The following is a 16,163-nucleotide window of genomic DNA, read 5'->3' on the forward strand; positions in this document are numbered from 1 at the left end:
CTTGGCATAACGGAAAGGTTGAAAGAAGCCACAGAAATGACCAAGAAAGATTTTACAATTATTTGAGCTTTTACTCTTACGATGATTTAATTGTTCAAATGAAACAATATCTCAAACGTTCAAACAACATACCTATGTCTGTTTTGGGTTGGAAATCACCATTACAAAAACGAGCAGAACTCGAATACATCGTTGATTAAAGCCGCCGACAATGTGATGATTTCACTTCGCTACGCTCCGTTTAATCATCACATTGTCCTTTTCCCAATACTTTTTATTTTAATATCTCGGTGTCACATCATTGACAAATGAACACTTGAAAATTGTTAACAATTATTCTATAATATATGTGTATCAAATTTAAGAAAGGGATAAAAAATGGTAGAAAAAAGCATTTTCGGCACTCTTGCCGACGGAACAGCTATTGACCTTTACAAAATCACAAACAAAAGCGGTGCATTTGTGACACTCCAAACTCTCGGCGCAGGTATTCAATCAATCAATGTGCCTGACAAAAACGGCGTGCTTGCAGATGTTGTGCTCGGTTTTGACAATCCGCTGGATTACACAAATCCCGATCTTGGCTATCAGGGTTTGATTGTCGGCAGATGGGCAAACAGAATCAGAGGCGCAAAGTTCACATTTAACGGTGAAGAATACACAACACCGATGAATCAGGGACAATGGACCTTGCATAGTGGCGGTCGTTTCAGCTTTACACCTTGGGATGTTGAGGAAACAGGCGAAAACTATGTTGTTTTCAAGCGTTTTTCACCTGACGGAGAGGACGGCTTCGGCGGCAACTTCACAATGAGAGTTAAGTACACATTCACCGAGGACAACACGCTCCGCCTTGAATACAGCATTCTTTCGGACAAGGACACGGTTGCAAACCCTACCAACCACGCATATTTTAACCTTTCGGGCAATCCTGACGAAACCGTTGAAACTCACTTTCTCAAAATCAATGCAAACTACTTTACCGAAACCGATGACGACCAGCTTCCGACAGGTGAGCTTGCAGAGGTTGAGGGCACAATGATGGATTTCAGAGAGAGCAAGCAAATCGGCAAAGATATTGACAAGCCGTTCAGAGCCGTTATTGACGGAATCGGATACGACAACAATTTCTGCCTATACAAAAAGGATTTTACACTTCAAGAAGCCGCTGTGCTTGAGCACAAGGAATCTGGCAGAGTGCTTGAAGTTTTCACAGATTTGCCGGGTATACAGCTTTACTGCGGCGGATGGCTTGCAAAACAGGGCAATCCGGGCAAGGCAAACGGCAAGGTAACATACCGCAGAGGTGCGGCGCTTGAAACACAGTTCTACCCTGACACCGTGCATTTTGCGGATGTGTTCCCATCACGCTTTGTAAAAGCAAACGAGGAATTTAAAACCACAACCGAATTCAGATTTTCCGTAAAATAATTTTTTGCAGTAACAAAAACAATTCTCCCTCATAGTATGAAGTGAAGCAAAGGATAACATCCTTATCTTACAACACTGTGAAGGAGAATTTTTATGCCCGACAATCCTATTATTAAAAATTGCAACAGACAGATAAATGAGGCGGTTTGCATTGACACAAAGCGAATTTACGATTCGTGCGTCAGCAAGGACTGCTTGGAAGATTTAAGAGTTACATTTTTTGGTGCAAGCCAGCGACTTATTGACGAGGCAACAACCGTAAAATGCCGCAGCTGTGTGATTAAGGCTGTTAGCATTGATGTTGACGAAGTGCCGTTCAACAGAGGATTTTACAGCGCAAATGTGCATTTTTACTTTATGCTCTGCTTTGACTGCTATAATGCTCCGTGCTCAACTCCGCAGGTAGCTGTGGGCTACACCGATTTTGAAAAGAAGTGCATACTCTACGGCTCGGAGGGTGATGTCAAAATCTTTACATCAAATCTTTGCGATGAGAGAACGGACTGCCCCGAAGCACCGCAGTACACAAACCCAACCGCAAAGGTGCAAGCCGTTGACCCTGTTGTGCTTTCAAGCGAAGTTGTGGAAACCTGCAACTGCCCAGTTCCGCTATGCACCTGCTTCCCTCAAAGCATTATGCAAGGCTCAAACGAGGGCGGAATTCCCGTTGCATCAAGCAGAGCCGTGCTTGTAACTCTCGGACTTTTTTCGATTGTTCAAATGGAAAGAGATGTACAAATGACCATTCCTGCATATGATTTTTGCATTCCTGACAGAGAGTGCAACTGCTCAACGCAAGACCCGTGCAGTGCTTTTCAAGGTGTGGAATTCCCTGTTGATGAGTTCTTCCCGCCTGAAAAACCCGAAGGTTGTTCCTGTCCCGGTGTGATTGAAAAGTGAATAAAAGCGGACGGAAATTCCGTCCGTTTTTTTATTGTAACGGTGTAAAAGCAAAAACAAAGAGGCGAACACAGTTCGCCCCTACGAAATAACGATATAAAATTTATAAATGGGATGTGATTTTTGCTTTTCTCGGGAGAACGAACATAAATTGATAAATGGAGCTGAATTTCGTTTTCTTGCGAAGGAAGATGTATATAGATACCTCGACTGAGCAAAAAACGAAAAAGAAAAATGCCTTGATTTTCAAGGCATTTTTATGGTTCAGCCCATTTAGGGTTTTATTGCTTTGCACCGTTGATGAACATTTCGCATGCCTTTACTGTTGCTGCATAGCAGTTAGCAAGACCTTCGGCGTTCATATTGTCGTATGTATCACGGCGGGTGTGGTAGTAATCTTCAAGATTATGGTTAAGACCGGTGATACCTGCTGCACGGAAACCTGCCTGTGCAAAAGCAGCTGAATCGGTTGCACCGCCGAGTGGTGGAACCCAACCCTTTTTGCAAGGAACATTTACTGCCTCGGCAGCTTCCATAAAGAGGTCGGAATAATCCTTATCAGCCTTTACGGTACCGTTAAGGTCACGATAGTTAACCATCAAATATTTAGGGTCGTGGATTGTATCATAAGAGATAATCATAGTTGGGCAATCCTGGAATTCGCCCTTATGAGCCTCGCACCAAGCCTTTGAACCACGAAGTCCTGCTTCTTCAGAACCTGTGAGAACGCAACCGATTTCTGTATCTTCAAGGTCGATGCCCTCGTCCTTGAGTGCCTTCATAACAGCGATACCCATATAGCAACCCGAAAGGTTGTCGTTTGCGCCGTCAACTACTCTGCGGTAGTTAACCATCCAATAAAGACCAACAAGCGGAATGAGGAAAATAAGACCGATAAGGCTTGCCTTAACTATTGGTTCGGATACAGGAACAGTGCCGAAAACACCGAATTTTACGCATTTGATGATTGCGATTACAAGGTAATAAATTGCACCTACACCGCAAAGAATAGCGTGTCCCTCAAAGCCGACACCACCGAACTTGTAGTTCATAGGCCATTCCCAAGCTGCGTCAGGGTGACCGTTGAAAAGAATTCTTCTCTTTGGTGTGCCACTTGCGCACTTTTTGATGGCGGTTACATTATGACCTGTCTTTTCAGGGAAAACCCAGTCAATGAGTTTGAGATAAAAACCGAACTGTGCAAGCACAATTGCAAGACCTACAACGATGAGAATAATACTCAAAATCGGTGCAAAGAATGAAAGTGCAACACCTGCGATTACGAATGTGATGGTGAAATAAATCCAACCATAGAATGAACCCGGATTTTCCTTGAACGACTCAACATCTGCCTGCTCACAGCCACAATCCTTTTGAAGAACCTCTGCCATATATTGGCAAGCTTCGCGCTCACCCCTTGAACCTGGGTCTCTTTTGTCAAAAGTCTTGATAATATGAGTGATTTCGTCAATCATATATTGAGCGGCTTCGTCTTTTTTGTTAATAATTTTTGTTAAATCCATAACAAGACCTCCAAATGAATATTTCAAGTTAAGTTTATCACATTTACACAAAACTTGCAACCAAAACAAGGAAAAATATCAATTTTTTAGGTGAATTGACAAAAAAATTATTAATTTGATTATAAACAAATTTTGCAACCGAAATTCAAATTGATAAACAGTTGATACTTTATTGTATTTTAATTCCTATTGACAAAGTGGGAAATGACTATTATAATAATTTATACTATATACATATTAATATATGTGAGGGACAGGATATGAAAATAAGCGAAATACTCAAAAACAACAGAGTAACCGTGTCGTTTGAAGTTTTTCCGCCAAAGCAGTGGGACAAGCTCGAAAACACAAAAAATACAGTAAAAGAAATGTGCAAATACAACCCGTCGTTTATGTCGGTAACCTACGGTGCGGCAGGCACAACATCGGGATTTACAACAGAAATTGCGAACGAGATAAAAAATTGTGGCGTATCTCCGCTTTCGCACCTCACCTGCCTGACTTCCACAAGAGACAAAATTCATCAGGTAGTCGGCGAACTTGAGGACAACGGAATTGAAAATATTCTTGCGTTGCGTGGCGACATTCCGCAGGGATTTGAATTTAAGGACAAGCAGTATTTCAAAAACGCATACCAGCTTGTAAACGAAATCAAGGCTATGAATCCGAACCTTTGTGTCGGTGCGGCGTGCTATCCTGAAACACATCCGGAGAGCAAAAACAGAGTTGAGGACATTGCCCGACTCAAAGAAAAAGTTGAATGTGGCGTTGAATTTTTGACAACACAGATGTTTTTTGACAACGAAAAATTCTTCAATTTCTACGAAATGTGCCAAATCAAGGGCATAAATGTGCCGATTATCGCAGGCATTATGCCGATTACAAATGCAAACCAAATCAAGCGAAGCATTGAACTTTCGAATTCGAGCGTTCCGCCAAAGTTCTTCAGAATTATGGAGAGATTCGGTGACGACCCTGACAAGATGAAGCAAGCCGGAATCATCTATGCCACCGAGCAAATCATTGACCTTATGGCAAACGGCTTCAACAACATCCACATTTACACAATGAACAAGCCTGATGTTGCAAAAGCAATTATGGGCGGACTTTCGAGCATCATCAATGAATAAAGCAGACATTTTAAGATATATGCGAACCTCGTCAAAGACCGACGACCCGCAGATTTTGGCGCTTGTTGACAAGGCGATTAACATCATCAATTCATCTGTCACACCGAAAACGCTGTACAGGATTTTTGACTGCAAGGTGACGGACAAATCGCTGATTATCGGCGACACAGAATTTTTCAGCACCCGACTTGCAGAGAACCTAAAAGGTTGTACAAGGGTGGTTATGTTTGGTGCAACACTCGGCACGGAATGTGACAGGCAGATAAAAATCGCAACGGCAACGGATGTGGCACTTGCAATGGCGTTGCAGGCAACCTCGGCGGACAAAATCGAGGAAGTTTGCGACAATCTTGAGCAAGAAATCATCAACGAACACGGGGTTTCGCTCCGTCAAAGATACTCACCGGGGTACTTTGACCTTGACATCAGTGAACAAAAGAAATTCTTTTCTCTGCTCGAATTACAAAAACGAATAGGCTTGACGCTCACGGACACATACGAAATGTTGCCGACAAAGAGCGTTACGGCTTTTATAGGAATTGACGAATTATGATAAAATATTTTGACGGCGGAATGGGAACAATGCTCAACCTCAAAGCAGGTGAGCTTCCCGAACTTTTGAACCTCTCCGACCCGGAGAGAATTTTTGCCATCCACAAGGCATACGCCGAGGCAGGCTGTGACATCATTTCAGCCAACACCTTCGGCGCAAACAGATTGAAATACGACAATGCAGACGAACTCATCAAGGCTGCCGTGCAAAATGCACGCAGAACAGGCAAAAAAGTTGCTCTCGACATCGGACCGACAGGCAAACTGTTGAAGCCGATGGGCGACCTTGATTTTGAGGAATGCGTGGATGTTTTTGCCGATATGGTCAAGGCAGGCAAAGACGGTGCAGACCTTGTCCTTTGCGAAACTTTCGGCGATGTTTACGAACTTAAAGCCGCTATGCTTGCAGTCAAGGAAAACTGCGATTTGCCACTTGTTGTGTCTATGATTTTTGACGACAAGGGCAGATTGCTGACAGGTGCGGATGTAAAAACCGCCTGTGCAGTTGCCGAGGGACTTGGCGCAGACGCTATCGGATTCAACTGCGGATTAGGTCCAAAGCAGATGATTCCGCTTGTTGAAGAGCTTGAAAAATGCTGTTCAACCCCTATCATCGTTATGCCGAACGCAGGCTTGCCTGAAAGTGTTGACGGCAAAACAATCTACAATGTTGACCCGGCAGAATTTGCCGACTATATGAAGCAAATTGCCGAAATGGGCGTTTCTATACTCGGCGGTTGCTGTGGCACAACTCCCGAACACATCAAGGCTATGATTGATGCAACAAAGGACATTCCCGACAAAGTGCCGAGTTTCAAGACCGACACGCTTGTTACCTCTTATTCTCAATGCGTTGACATTTCCGACGGTGTGGTTATCGGTGAGCGAATCAACCCAACGGGTAAAAAATTGCTCAAAGAGGCACTCCGCAACAAAGATATGGACTACATTTTGCGTGAGGGCATCACCCAAAAAGACGCAGGTGCGCACATCCTCGATGTGAATATGGGATTGCCTGAAATTGACGAAGAAGAAATGCTGTGCAAATCGGTGTTTGAGCTTCAATCCGTGCTTCCGACACCGCTTCAGCTTGACTCATCGGACGCAAAAGCTATGGAATCGGCACTCCGCATTTACAATGGCAAGGCAATGATTAACTCCGTAAACGGCAAGGAAAAGTGTATGAAAGAGATTTTTCCGCTTGCCAAAAAATACGGCGGTGTGGTTGTGTGCCTTTGTCTTGACGAGGACGGAATTCCGTCAACCGCAGACGGCAGAATTGCCATTGCGGAAAAAATTATCAACACAGCGAAAGAATACGGAATCGACAAGAAAAATCTTGTTGTTGACGCTTTGACTATGACGATTTCCACCGACAAAAACAACGCTGTGGAAACCTTGAAAGCCGTTGATTACATCCGCAACACGCTCGGTGTGAACACGGTTTTGGGCGTGTCGAACATCAGTTTCGGCTTGCCAAACAGAGAGGCAATCAACACTGCGTTTTACACTCTTGCAATGAACGCAGGCTTATCGGCAGGCATCATCAACCCGAAATCAAAATCGATGATGAACGCATTTTACAGCTACAAGGCACTTGCGGGACTTGACGACAACTGCGAGGAATACATCAAATCGGCGACTCCGATTGAGGTTGTTGCAGAGGGTGCAAAAATCGACCTAAAGCAGGCAATCATCAAGGGTATGAAAGAGGAAAGCGCAAAGTGCGCAAAAGAGCTTCTTCAAACCACGGACAGCCTTGAAATAATCAACAACTACATCATCCCGGCACTTGACTTTGTGGGTGACGGATTTGAGAAAAACACGCTGTTTTTGCCTCAACTTTTGATGAGTGCAGACAGCGCAAAATCTGCATTTGACGAGATTAAAGCCCACATTGTTATGAGCGGAACTCCGCAGGTCAAGGGTGACAAAATCATCATTGCCACCGTTGAGGGCGACATCCACGACATCGGCAAAAACATAGTTAAGGTACTTTTGCAAAACTACGGATTTGATGTTATCGACCTCGGCAAAGATGTTAAGTGCGAACTTGTGCTTGAGGAAGCAATCAAGCAAAATGTCAAACTTGTCGGCTTGTCGGCACTTATGACAACGACCGTTCCGAATATGGAAAAGACGATTAAGCTCTTGCACGACAACACAGACGCAAAAGTATTTGTAGGCGGTGCGGTGCTCACAAGAGATTACGCAAAGATGATAAACGCCGATTGGTACGCAAAGGACGCAATGGAAAGCGTCAGAATTGCACAGGAATTTTTTGAATAATAATCACCGTTAATCGCAGAAATTGACGAATATTTTAAGGAAGCAAAACATTATGATGATTTCAACAAAGGGCAGATATGCATTAAGCATTATGCTCGACCTTGCCGCACACGATGACGGCAACTACATTTCACTCAAAGACATATCCGAAAGACTCGAAATTTCTATGAAATACCTTGAAGCGATTATTGCAAAGCTCTCAAAGGGCGGACTTGTTGACAGCGCACGAGGAAAAAGCGGTGGATACAAACTCAACCGCAAGGTGGAAGAATATTCTGTGGGCGAAATTTTGGTTTTGACCGAAAAAACGCTTGCGCCCGTTGCGTGCGTTGATTGTGACGCCTGCAAAAAAGAGGAATCCTGCCTCACCAGACCTATGTGGAACGAGCTGAACGAAATCATTATGAATTTCCTCAATTCCAAAACCTTGGCGGATTTGTTGTAAAAACAAATCATACCGAATACGGCTCCCCTTGTTATGTAATCAAGGGGAGCTGTCGCACTTTATGTGCGACTGAGGGGTTAAAAGAAATCATCAATATAAAACCCCACCGTCAACACTTCGTGTTGCCACCTCCCCTTGCATCAAGGGGAGGCATATAAAGAAAAAAAGCAGTTCGCAATGAACTGCTTTCTTTATTTGCTTAATCAGTCTGATGTGTAAGGCAAAAGAGCGAGATGTCTTGCTCTCTTGATAGCTGTTGTAAGCATTCTCTGGTGCTTTGCACAAGTGCCTGTTACACGGCGAGGAAGGATCTTTGAACGCTCGGAAATGAACTTCTTGAGCTTTGTTGTGTCCTTGTAATCAATGCTTTCAGCCTTATCTACACAAAATTGACAAACTTTTCTACGGCTCTTTCTTGGGCCTTTAGCGTTATATGCCATTTTGGTTTCCTCCTTAATTAAAATAAGATGTTAGAACGGAAGGTCGTCATCATCGTCGACGATTTCTTCAAAATCGCTGTTGTCTGCGCTTGCATAAGACGGTGCAGGCTCGTTGAATCCTCCGCTTACAGCAGAAGCTCCTGTGCCTGAATCATTCTTTGAACCGCAGAATGATACGTTGTTTGCAACAACCTCGACCTGTTTTCTTTGGTTACCGCTTTTGTCTGTATAACTGCTGGTTTGGATTGAACCTTCAACAGCTATCATTGAGCCTTTGTGGAAATATCTGCTGATAAATTCCGCAGTTTGACGCCATGCAACACAGTCGATGAAATCTGCCTGTCTGTCTTGACCCGAACGCTGATAATTTCTATCGCACGCTACCTGAAAACGAAGAACAGATACACCGCTTGGAGTTGTACGGAGTTCCGGCTCAAAGGTAAGTCTACCCATAAGGGCTACCATATTAATCATAGTATGCCTCCTAATTATTCGCCTTTAGCGACGATAAGTGAGCGAAGTACACCGTCAGTAATGTTGATTACACGGTCAAGCTCAGCAGGGAAAGACTCTTCTGATGAGAAGTTGATAAGAACATAGTAACCGTCGGTTTCGTAGTTGATTGCGTAAGCAAGCTTCTTCTTGCCCCACTCCTCTACTTCACCGAGAGTGCCATTCTTTGAGATGAGGTCAGTGAACTTTGTCTTGAGAGCGTTTACTGCCTCTTCTCCCTTTGAAAGAGAGAAAACCATTACGATTTCATAGTCTTTTAATGCCATTCTTCAGCACCTCCTTTTGGACTTTGGCGTATTATCCATACGCAAGGAAAATTTACTTGCATTAAGACATACTGCAAGTGTTAGTATTATAGCAGTTGACAAGCAAGATGTCAAGGATTTTTTTGCTCATTATTTGAATGAATTTGTGGCTTCGTCATATTCAAAGCCGACTGCCGACAATGTTCTTATAATCTCGTCCTTGTTTTCGTGCATATCATCGCAGAGTGCATCGAGTGACGAATAGCTGTCACGCAGTTTCATATTTATCATACTGAAAAGAATAAACGGGTCTTTTGGCAATGGCATAATCTGTGCCTCCTTATACTTTAACCTAATTAATGTGCGATACCTCCCCTTAAAAATTAAGAGGAGGCTGATGAGTTTGCTATTAATTTTCTGCTTCGGAAAGGAGGATTTTGTCGTCCTCTAATTCCTCGCCCGATGTGAGCTTGAACTTTGCAAGAAGGTCCGCTGTGGTGAGCTTCTTCTTTTCTTCGCCCTGAACATCATAAATAATCTTGCCGTCATTCATCATAATGAGGCGGTTACCGATATTGATTGCATCTTTCATATTATGAGTAATCATAATAGTTGTGAGGTGGTTTTCTTCAACGATTTTTTCTGTCAAATCAAGCACCTTTTTTGCAGTTTTTGGGTCGAGCGCAGCGGTGTGCTCGTCAAGGAGTAAAAGTTTTGGCTTGCGGAGAGTTGCCATAAGAAGTGTGACAGCCTGACGCTGACCGCCTGAAAGCAGACCAACCTTTGAAGTGAGTCTGTCCTCAAGACCAAGGTCGAGATGCTTGAGCACCTCTTTGTACTCTTCCTTTTCCTTACGCTTTACACCTGCGCCGAGACCTCTGTGACTGCCTCGTCTTGAAGCGAGTGCAAGGTTTTCGAGGATTTGCATATTGGCAGCAGTACCTGTCATTGGGTCTTGGAAAACTCTGCCGATATATTTTGCTCTTTTGTGTTCCGGAAGTTTTGTGACATCCACACTGTCAATAACGATTGAGCCACAGTCAACAGGATAAACGCCTGCAACCATATTAAGCATTGTTGATTTACCTGCGCCGTTGCCACCGATTACAGTAACAAAATCGCCCTCGTTGAGAGTTAAATCAATGCCGTTGAGCGCCTTTTTTTCATTAATAGTTCCCGGATTGAAGGTTTTATGTACATTCTTGATTTCTAACATATCACTTAACCTCCTTTTTTGCAGTCTTAATATGAGTTTCCTGGTATCTGCCCTTGATGTAAGGAATGCCGAGGAATACAGCAACTACCGCCGCTGTGAGAAGCTTGAGGTCGTCGGTGTTAAGACCGAGGCTGATAACGAACTGCATAACGATATAGTAGATGATACCGCCGATTGCAACAGCCAAAAGTTTGAGCGCAAAGTTCTTGAAAATCTTGCCGAAAAGCACTTCGCCGATAATTACGGCGGCAAGACCGATAACGATTGCGCCTCTGCCCATATTGATGTCGGCATAGCCCTGATATTGAGCAAGAAGTCCGCCTGCAAGTGCTACCAAGCCGTTTGAAAGCACAAGTGCGATGATTTTCGTTGAATTGATGTTGATGCCGTTTGCACGAGCCATATTTGCGTTTGTGCCTGTTGCACGAATTGCGTGACCGATTTCTGTGCCGAAGAACCAATAGAGCAACGCAATGATGACCAACACAAAGACTGTTGCAACAATGAGTGCTTGATTGAGCTTTGTCATTGAGCAAATAAGATTGTATTTATATCCCGAAACAGGCTGATTTGCCTTGCCCAAGATACGCAAGTTGATTGAATAAAGTGCAAGCTGTGTCAAAATACCTGCCAAAATCGGCGGAATACCAAACGCCGTGTTGAGTATACCCGTCACAAGTCCTGCCAAGCATCCTGCAACAAATGCGATGAGAAGTGCAAGATAAACATTGCATCCCGCCATAAGTGACATAACCATAGCGGCACCGCCTGTTGCCAAAGTTCCGTCAACTGTAAGGTCGGCGAAATCGAGCACTCTAAATGTGATGTACACACCGATTGCCATAATGCCCCATATAAGTCCCTGACCGACAGCACCCGGCAGAGCATTTAAGAATCCCATAAATTCTACCTCATTTCTCGGACTTCTAAACAAAAGCCCAAATTTTCAATTATACTTCATCATTATACTTTAAAGCGTTGAATTAGTCAACTGTTAATTTGCACATATTTGCTTTGGGGCGAACTGTGTTCGCCTAAATTCTTGTTATGTCCTTTTAACCACTCAGTCGTGCATAAAACACGACAGCTCCCCTTGCAACAAGGGGAGCCTGATTAATAAGTTAATTATTATTCTTCTGTGGTTGCTTCGGCTGTTGTAGCTTCTTCGTAACCGTCAGGAATATTTGCCTTAAACTTCTTAGCCTGTTCTGAATTGTACTTGTATGTAAGACCGTCTGTTTGCTGAATGTTCATTTCAGCAGGGTTCTTGCCGTTTACAAGAATATCATATGCCATTTGAGCTGTTGTTTCACCGAGTGCATAGTACGAAATAGAAAGTGTTGCTACGGCTCTTGTGTTTGTAAAGATACCCTCTTCACCTGCAATAATAGGAACATTTGCATTTGAGCAAGCGTCATCAATTACCGCACCGTTTGAAGCTGCTGTGTTGTCGGTTGGAATGTAGATTACATCAACCTCTGAAGCGGCTTTCTTTGCAACTGCCGAAATATCGTTTGAGTCGGAGAAAGCAAAATATTCGCAAGTAACGCCCTTTGCTTCGAGTGCCTTTTTAACACCGTCTGCCTGTGGCTTTGAATTTGTTTCTGCCGAGCAGAAGATTACGCCGACTTTCTTTGTTTCAGGGAAAAGTTCCATAATCTGGTCTGCCTGCTTGTCGAGTGGAGCAAGGTCGCTTGTGCCGGTTACATTGATGCCTGTTGCGTCTGTCGGACCCATATCAATGTCGAGTGCAGCTGCATAATCGGTTACGGATGTTCCGACAACAGGTATTTGCGAAGCAGCTGTTGCTGTTGTGCAAGCCTGAAGTGCAGGTGTTGCGTTTGCCATAATCAAATCATAGCCTGATGAAACGAACTTGTTTGCGATTGTTGTGCAGTTTGCGGAATCGTTTGAAGCATTTTGATAATCAAACTCAAATGTAATTCCGTCTGCCTCGCCAAGTTCCTTGAGTTTGTCCTCAAATCCCTTGGTTGCCGCATCAAGTGCAGTGTGCTGAACAAGCTGGCAAATACCAATCTTGTATGATGTTTTCTTTTCTGCGCCTTCATTATTGTCCTTTGTAGCGGAACAGCCTGCGAATACACCGCCGACCATTGCCGCCGAAAGAACAACTGCCGCAATTTTCTTTGTTAATTTTCTCATTGTGGAAATCTCCTGTCCTTTGGTTTATTTGCATTCAGTTTAGCACCTAAAAGCGTTAAAGTCAACAGGATTTACCATATTCATAATGAAACATTTTTGCCGATTTTTTACAATCAATCAAAATTCTTTATACTGCCTATAAATATTTTTACTCTAAATTACCCGTCAAGAGCATAATAGCCGTAAGCCCTGCAACCGGTGCGGTTTGGGTGCGGAGAATACGCTTGCCGAGAGTTGCACGGACACCGCCCGCCGCTTCGATTTGCTCAACTTCTGCCTCCTCAAATCCGCCCTCCGGACCGATGAAGATGCTCACGCTCTTTGTATTTTTATCTATTATATCGGTGAGTTTTTTGCCTCCGCCCTCAAAGAACACGATTTTGACTTCGCTTTCGTCCTCTGCCAAAGCCTGCTTCAAATTTTTCATATTTTCAATTTTAGGCACAATGCCTCTTCCGCTTTGCTGTGCGGCTTCAAGCGCTATTTTTTGATAACGCTGATTTTTTTTGCCTGCCGATTTGTCATCGGGACGGGAAACACAACGCTTTGTGAGTGTCGGCACAATTTCGGTTACACCGAGTTCCACGCATTTTTGAATAATATCCTCAAGTTTTGTGCTTTTCGGCACTCCCTGATAAATTGTCACTTTGCAAGACGGCTCACTTTCGCAAACCTGCTTATAGCAAACTTTCAGCACAACTTCATCTTTTGTGATTTCCTCGATTTGACAGCCGTAGTCCTCGCCACCGCCATCGGTTACGCAAATCACATCGCCCACCCTCATACGCAAAGACTTTGCTATATGTCGAGCAGATTCGCCATCAAGAATGATTTTTTCATCACTTATATTTTCAACAAATAACTTTTGCATTTTTCACCTCATAAATTTTGTCTTGCCCAATGGAACAAGTACTGCTGTGCTATGCCCTCAATGCCGTCAAAGCACCGTGGCAAGCCGTCGGGATAATACGCCATCACCCTTTTCATCCACACATCAAGCGGAAAGCAGGAATAAAACTGCATACCGAAAAGCAAGGCGCAGTTTGCAACCTTTTCGCCGACACCGTAAATTTTGAGCAATTCTTTTTTCGCCTCGGCAAGTGGCAGGGACTTTATATAATCCAAATCTATCTCGCCGTTTGCAACGGATTTTGACAAGCGTTCAAGATATTTTGCACGGTAGCCTGTGCCGAGAGCCTCAAAGTCCTCAACGCCGAGCGTACTCAACTTTTCCGCTGACGGAAACGAATACCAACCGTCTGCAACCTCGTCACCGTAAGCCTTGCAGAGCCGAGAAATAATCAGCTTTATCCTTTTTATATTATTCTGCTGGCTGATGACGAAAGAACACAGCGCTTCCCAGCTGTCCTGATTGAGAATTCGGATGCCGTAATACTCATCAATGGTTGAGGCAAGCAAGCTGTCCTGCTTCAAGCGGTTGCAGATTTCATCATAGTCCTTGTTCAAATCAAAATAATTCACCCAAAAGGAATAAAAGACAGCCTTGTCCGTATCATAAAAAATGAGTGAGTCGCCATCCTTTGCAATGTGCAAAAAGTGACCGCCGGCAACACCCTTGTACGAGCCGTCCTCTTGACGCTCCCAACGAAAAGCCTGACCGCAATCAAGAGTTAAATCAAGATCAAGGCATGAAACCTCGCTGACTATTATATTATTTTTTTCAACTTTTACTTTCATATTATATATACCATTTTGCCAAACAACAACAAAAATTTTACCTTTCACGAAAAACGAAAATTCGTTTTCGACTATTTGTAATAATTGAATTATATCATTTTTTTGTCAAGACTAAAAGTGAAAAACAGCAATTTATACAAAATTTTTGAAAAAACTTTTTTGTTGAAAACTATGTGTAAAATGTTGAAAGAATTGCATATTTTTAGTTTTCAACACCCTAAAAGTGCTTAATTATAGCGTTTTCGGGGTAAGTTTTACACCTTTTCCACATAGTTTTCCACATTTTAAACATCGGTGGAATAATACGAAAAGTTTTCCTAAAACGATTGTCAAGGGTAAAAATATGTCCGAAATGTAGAAAATGACCAAAGCTGAAATGTATAAATTTTGTGTAATATTCAAACACTATTTGTATAATTAAGTGCCGAAAATTTGGCACGCAAAAAAGGAAGATGTTTATGCTCAAGGGAGTCAACAAGCAAATACTCGAAATCACCAATCCCGAGTCGCCGTATTTTGAAAAAATCATCTTTTTTGTACGGCCGTCATCACAAAATGCAGACGCAAAAAAGCTACACAAAGAGGCTGAAAAAATCTCGACTTCAACCGCCGTAAAACCGCCAAAACAAAAAATTGACGGGCGAAAAGCGGCGCTGATTATCGGCTATTCCGCAATGACCGTGCTGTCGGGAGCAGGGATTACATTTTTGCTCAGCCACCTCAACATCTTATAACAAACAAGGAGAATAGTGTAAAAAATCACACTATTCCAATTATATTACCCTCAAAATTTGCCTGTGGCATAATTTTGAGATGGTTAAATTTCCATTATACGCCTTCTCTGGCTACAAGAAGCGTATAGGTGATTTTTATGAACTATTTGTAGCCAGAAAGGCTATGGAAATTATTATGAAAAACAAGATAATCAAAAGTATAATCAGCCTTATGCTTGCCTTTGCAATCATCTTTGGTTTTGCGGGCGCAGGGCTGATTGTGTACGACACATTCATCAAAGAAACAAGCATTTATGCACTGTCAAAGCTCGGTTCAAGCGGAAGCGAAGTCAAAAAAATTCAGCAAAAACTTCAATCTCTCGGCTACTACAACGGTGCAATTGACGGCATTTACGGTTCGGCAACAAAAAAAGCCGTCACCGCTTTTCAAAAAAATTGCGGACTGACGGCAGACGGAATTTGCGGAAAAACAACGCTTTTGTATCTCGGACTCGGCGGTTCGTCATCGAGCAGTTCAAACGGTGCGTATTCGAGTGCGGATGTTGAATTGCTGGCAAAAGTGATTTCGGCAGAGGCTCGAGGCGAAAGCTACGAAGGTCAAGTTGCGGTCGGTGCGGTCATCCTCAACAGAGTTGCTCACCCGTCATTCCCCGATTCGCTGTCGGGCGTTGTGTACCAAAAAGGTGCATTTTCCTGCGTGAACGATAGCAACTGGTATCAGCCTGTGGCAGAATCAAGCAAGCGTGCCGCCACGGACGCACTCAACGGATGGGACCCATCGGGCGGTGCGGTATACTACTTCAACCCTGCCAAAACCAACGACAAATTTATGCACTCTCGCACGGTAATCAAGGAAATAGGCAACCACAGATTTTGCATTTAGA

Annotated in this window: 18 protein-coding genes and 1 pseudogene; 9 read left to right on the plus strand and 10 right to left on the minus strand. The window is 43.3% G+C overall.

Annotation, left to right across the window (positions count from 1 at the left end):
* The 3 genes and pseudogenes from B5D29_RS05525 to B5D29_RS05535 form a co-directional block, all read left to right on the plus strand.
* Positions 1-200, plus strand: a pseudogene (locus B5D29_RS05525) (IS481 family transposase); the annotation flags it as partial.
* Positions 201-378: 178 nt separating this feature from the next.
* Positions 379-1,431, plus strand: a complete 1,053-nt coding sequence (locus B5D29_RS05530; RefSeq protein ID WP_078768589.1) for an aldose epimerase family protein — start codon at positions 379-381, stop codon at positions 1,429-1,431.
* 93 nt (positions 1,432-1,524) lie between these two features.
* The gene (locus tag B5D29_RS05535) at positions 1,525-2,331 is read left to right on the plus strand and encodes a hypothetical protein (RefSeq protein ID WP_078768590.1); all 807 of its coding nucleotides are present in this window, start codon (positions 1,525-1,527) and stop codon (positions 2,329-2,331) included.
* Between the two features lie 281 nt (positions 2,332-2,612).
* Here the strand turns inward: B5D29_RS05535 and B5D29_RS05540 are convergent, their stop codons facing one another.
* Positions 2,613-3,854, minus strand: a complete 1,242-nt coding sequence (locus B5D29_RS05540; RefSeq protein ID WP_078768591.1) for a M28 family metallopeptidase — start codon at positions 3,852-3,854, stop codon at positions 2,613-2,615.
* Between the two features lie 260 nt (positions 3,855-4,114).
* On the opposite strand from B5D29_RS05540, the gene metF reads away from it, so the two are divergent.
* Genes metF through B5D29_RS05560 form a run of 4 tightly spaced genes read left to right on the plus strand, consistent with a single transcriptional unit; the run spans position 4,115 to position 8,270 of the window.
* On the plus strand, positions 4,115-4,984 hold the full coding sequence (gene metF, locus B5D29_RS05545; RefSeq protein ID WP_078768592.1) for a methylenetetrahydrofolate reductase [NAD(P)H]: 870 nt from the start codon (positions 4,115-4,117) through the stop codon (positions 4,982-4,984).
* On the plus strand, positions 4,977-5,537 hold the full coding sequence (locus B5D29_RS05550) for a vitamin B12 dependent-methionine synthase activation domain-containing protein (RefSeq protein WP_159443411.1): 561 nt from the start codon (positions 4,977-4,979) through the stop codon (positions 5,535-5,537). The genes metF and B5D29_RS05550 overlap by 8 nt, the downstream gene beginning before the upstream one ends.
* Positions 5,534-7,825, plus strand: a complete 2,292-nt coding sequence (locus tag B5D29_RS05555) for a homocysteine S-methyltransferase family protein (RefSeq protein WP_078768594.1) — start codon at positions 5,534-5,536, stop codon at positions 7,823-7,825. Before B5D29_RS05550 ends, B5D29_RS05555 begins: the two co-directional genes overlap by 4 nt.
* Positions 7,826-7,877: 52 nt before the next feature.
* Complete coding sequence (locus B5D29_RS05560; protein ID WP_078768595.1) at positions 7,878-8,270, plus strand: RrF2 family transcriptional regulator; 393 nt, start codon at positions 7,878-7,880, stop codon at positions 8,268-8,270.
* A 203-nt stretch (positions 8,271-8,473) separates the two neighbouring features.
* Here B5D29_RS05560 and rpsR read toward each other — a convergent pair whose 3' ends face one another.
* From rpsR to B5D29_RS05605, 9 genes are all read right to left on the minus strand, one after another.
* Positions 8,474-8,710 (minus strand): 30S ribosomal protein S18, encoded by a 237-nt coding sequence (rpsR, locus tag B5D29_RS05565; protein WP_078768596.1) that lies wholly within the window; start codon positions 8,708-8,710, stop codon positions 8,474-8,476.
* A gap of 30 nt (positions 8,711-8,740) precedes the next feature.
* Positions 8,741-9,184: a single-stranded DNA-binding protein gene (locus B5D29_RS05570; RefSeq protein WP_078768597.1), complete on the minus strand. Its 444-nt coding sequence runs from the start codon at positions 9,182-9,184 to the stop codon at positions 8,741-8,743.
* A 14-nt stretch (positions 9,185-9,198) separates the two neighbouring features.
* The gene (gene rpsF / locus B5D29_RS05575; RefSeq protein WP_078768598.1) at positions 9,199-9,489 is read right to left on the minus strand and encodes a 30S ribosomal protein S6; all 291 of its coding nucleotides are present in this window, start codon (positions 9,487-9,489) and stop codon (positions 9,199-9,201) included.
* A 129-nt stretch (positions 9,490-9,618) separates the two neighbouring features.
* Positions 9,619-9,795, minus strand: a complete 177-nt coding sequence (locus B5D29_RS05580; protein WP_078768599.1) for a DUF4250 domain-containing protein — start codon at positions 9,793-9,795, stop codon at positions 9,619-9,621.
* A gap of 82 nt (positions 9,796-9,877) precedes the next feature.
* Complete coding sequence (locus B5D29_RS05585; protein ID WP_078768600.1) at positions 9,878-10,684, minus strand: ABC transporter ATP-binding protein; 807 nt, start codon at positions 10,682-10,684, stop codon at positions 9,878-9,880.
* A gap of 1 nt (position 10,685) precedes the next feature.
* Entirely contained in the window at positions 10,686-11,585 is a 900-nt protein-coding gene (locus B5D29_RS05590; RefSeq protein ID WP_078768601.1) for an ABC transporter permease, read from the minus strand.
* Between the two features lie 227 nt (positions 11,586-11,812).
* Entirely contained in the window at positions 11,813-12,847 is a 1,035-nt protein-coding gene (locus B5D29_RS05595) for an ABC transporter substrate-binding protein (protein WP_078768602.1), read from the minus strand.
* 148 nt (positions 12,848-12,995) lie between these two features.
* Entirely contained in the window at positions 12,996-13,718 is a 723-nt protein-coding gene (locus B5D29_RS05600; RefSeq protein WP_078768603.1) for a 16S rRNA (uracil(1498)-N(3))-methyltransferase, read from the minus strand.
* Between the two features lie 8 nt (positions 13,719-13,726).
* Positions 13,727-14,545, minus strand: a complete 819-nt coding sequence (locus B5D29_RS05605; RefSeq protein WP_143406736.1) for a DNA-3-methyladenine glycosylase family protein — start codon at positions 14,543-14,545, stop codon at positions 13,727-13,729.
* Between the two features lie 458 nt (positions 14,546-15,003).
* Here B5D29_RS05605 and B5D29_RS05610 point away from each other — a divergent pair, with 458 nt between their 5' ends.
* A complete protein-coding gene (locus B5D29_RS05610; protein ID WP_078768605.1) occupies positions 15,004-15,279 on the plus strand; it encodes a hypothetical protein in 276 nt (91 codons plus the stop codon).
* A 175-nt stretch (positions 15,280-15,454) separates the two neighbouring features.
* Positions 15,455-16,162: a spore cortex-lytic enzyme gene (gene sleB, locus B5D29_RS05615; protein WP_078768661.1), complete on the plus strand. Its 708-nt coding sequence runs from the start codon at positions 15,455-15,457 to the stop codon at positions 16,160-16,162.
* Position 16,163: the final 1 nt, after the last annotated feature.

The sequence above is a fragment of the Eubacterium coprostanoligenes genome (genome assembly GCF_900167205.1).
GTDB lineage: Bacteria > Bacillota > Clostridia > Oscillospirales > Acutalibacteraceae > Eubacterium_R > Eubacterium_R coprostanoligenes.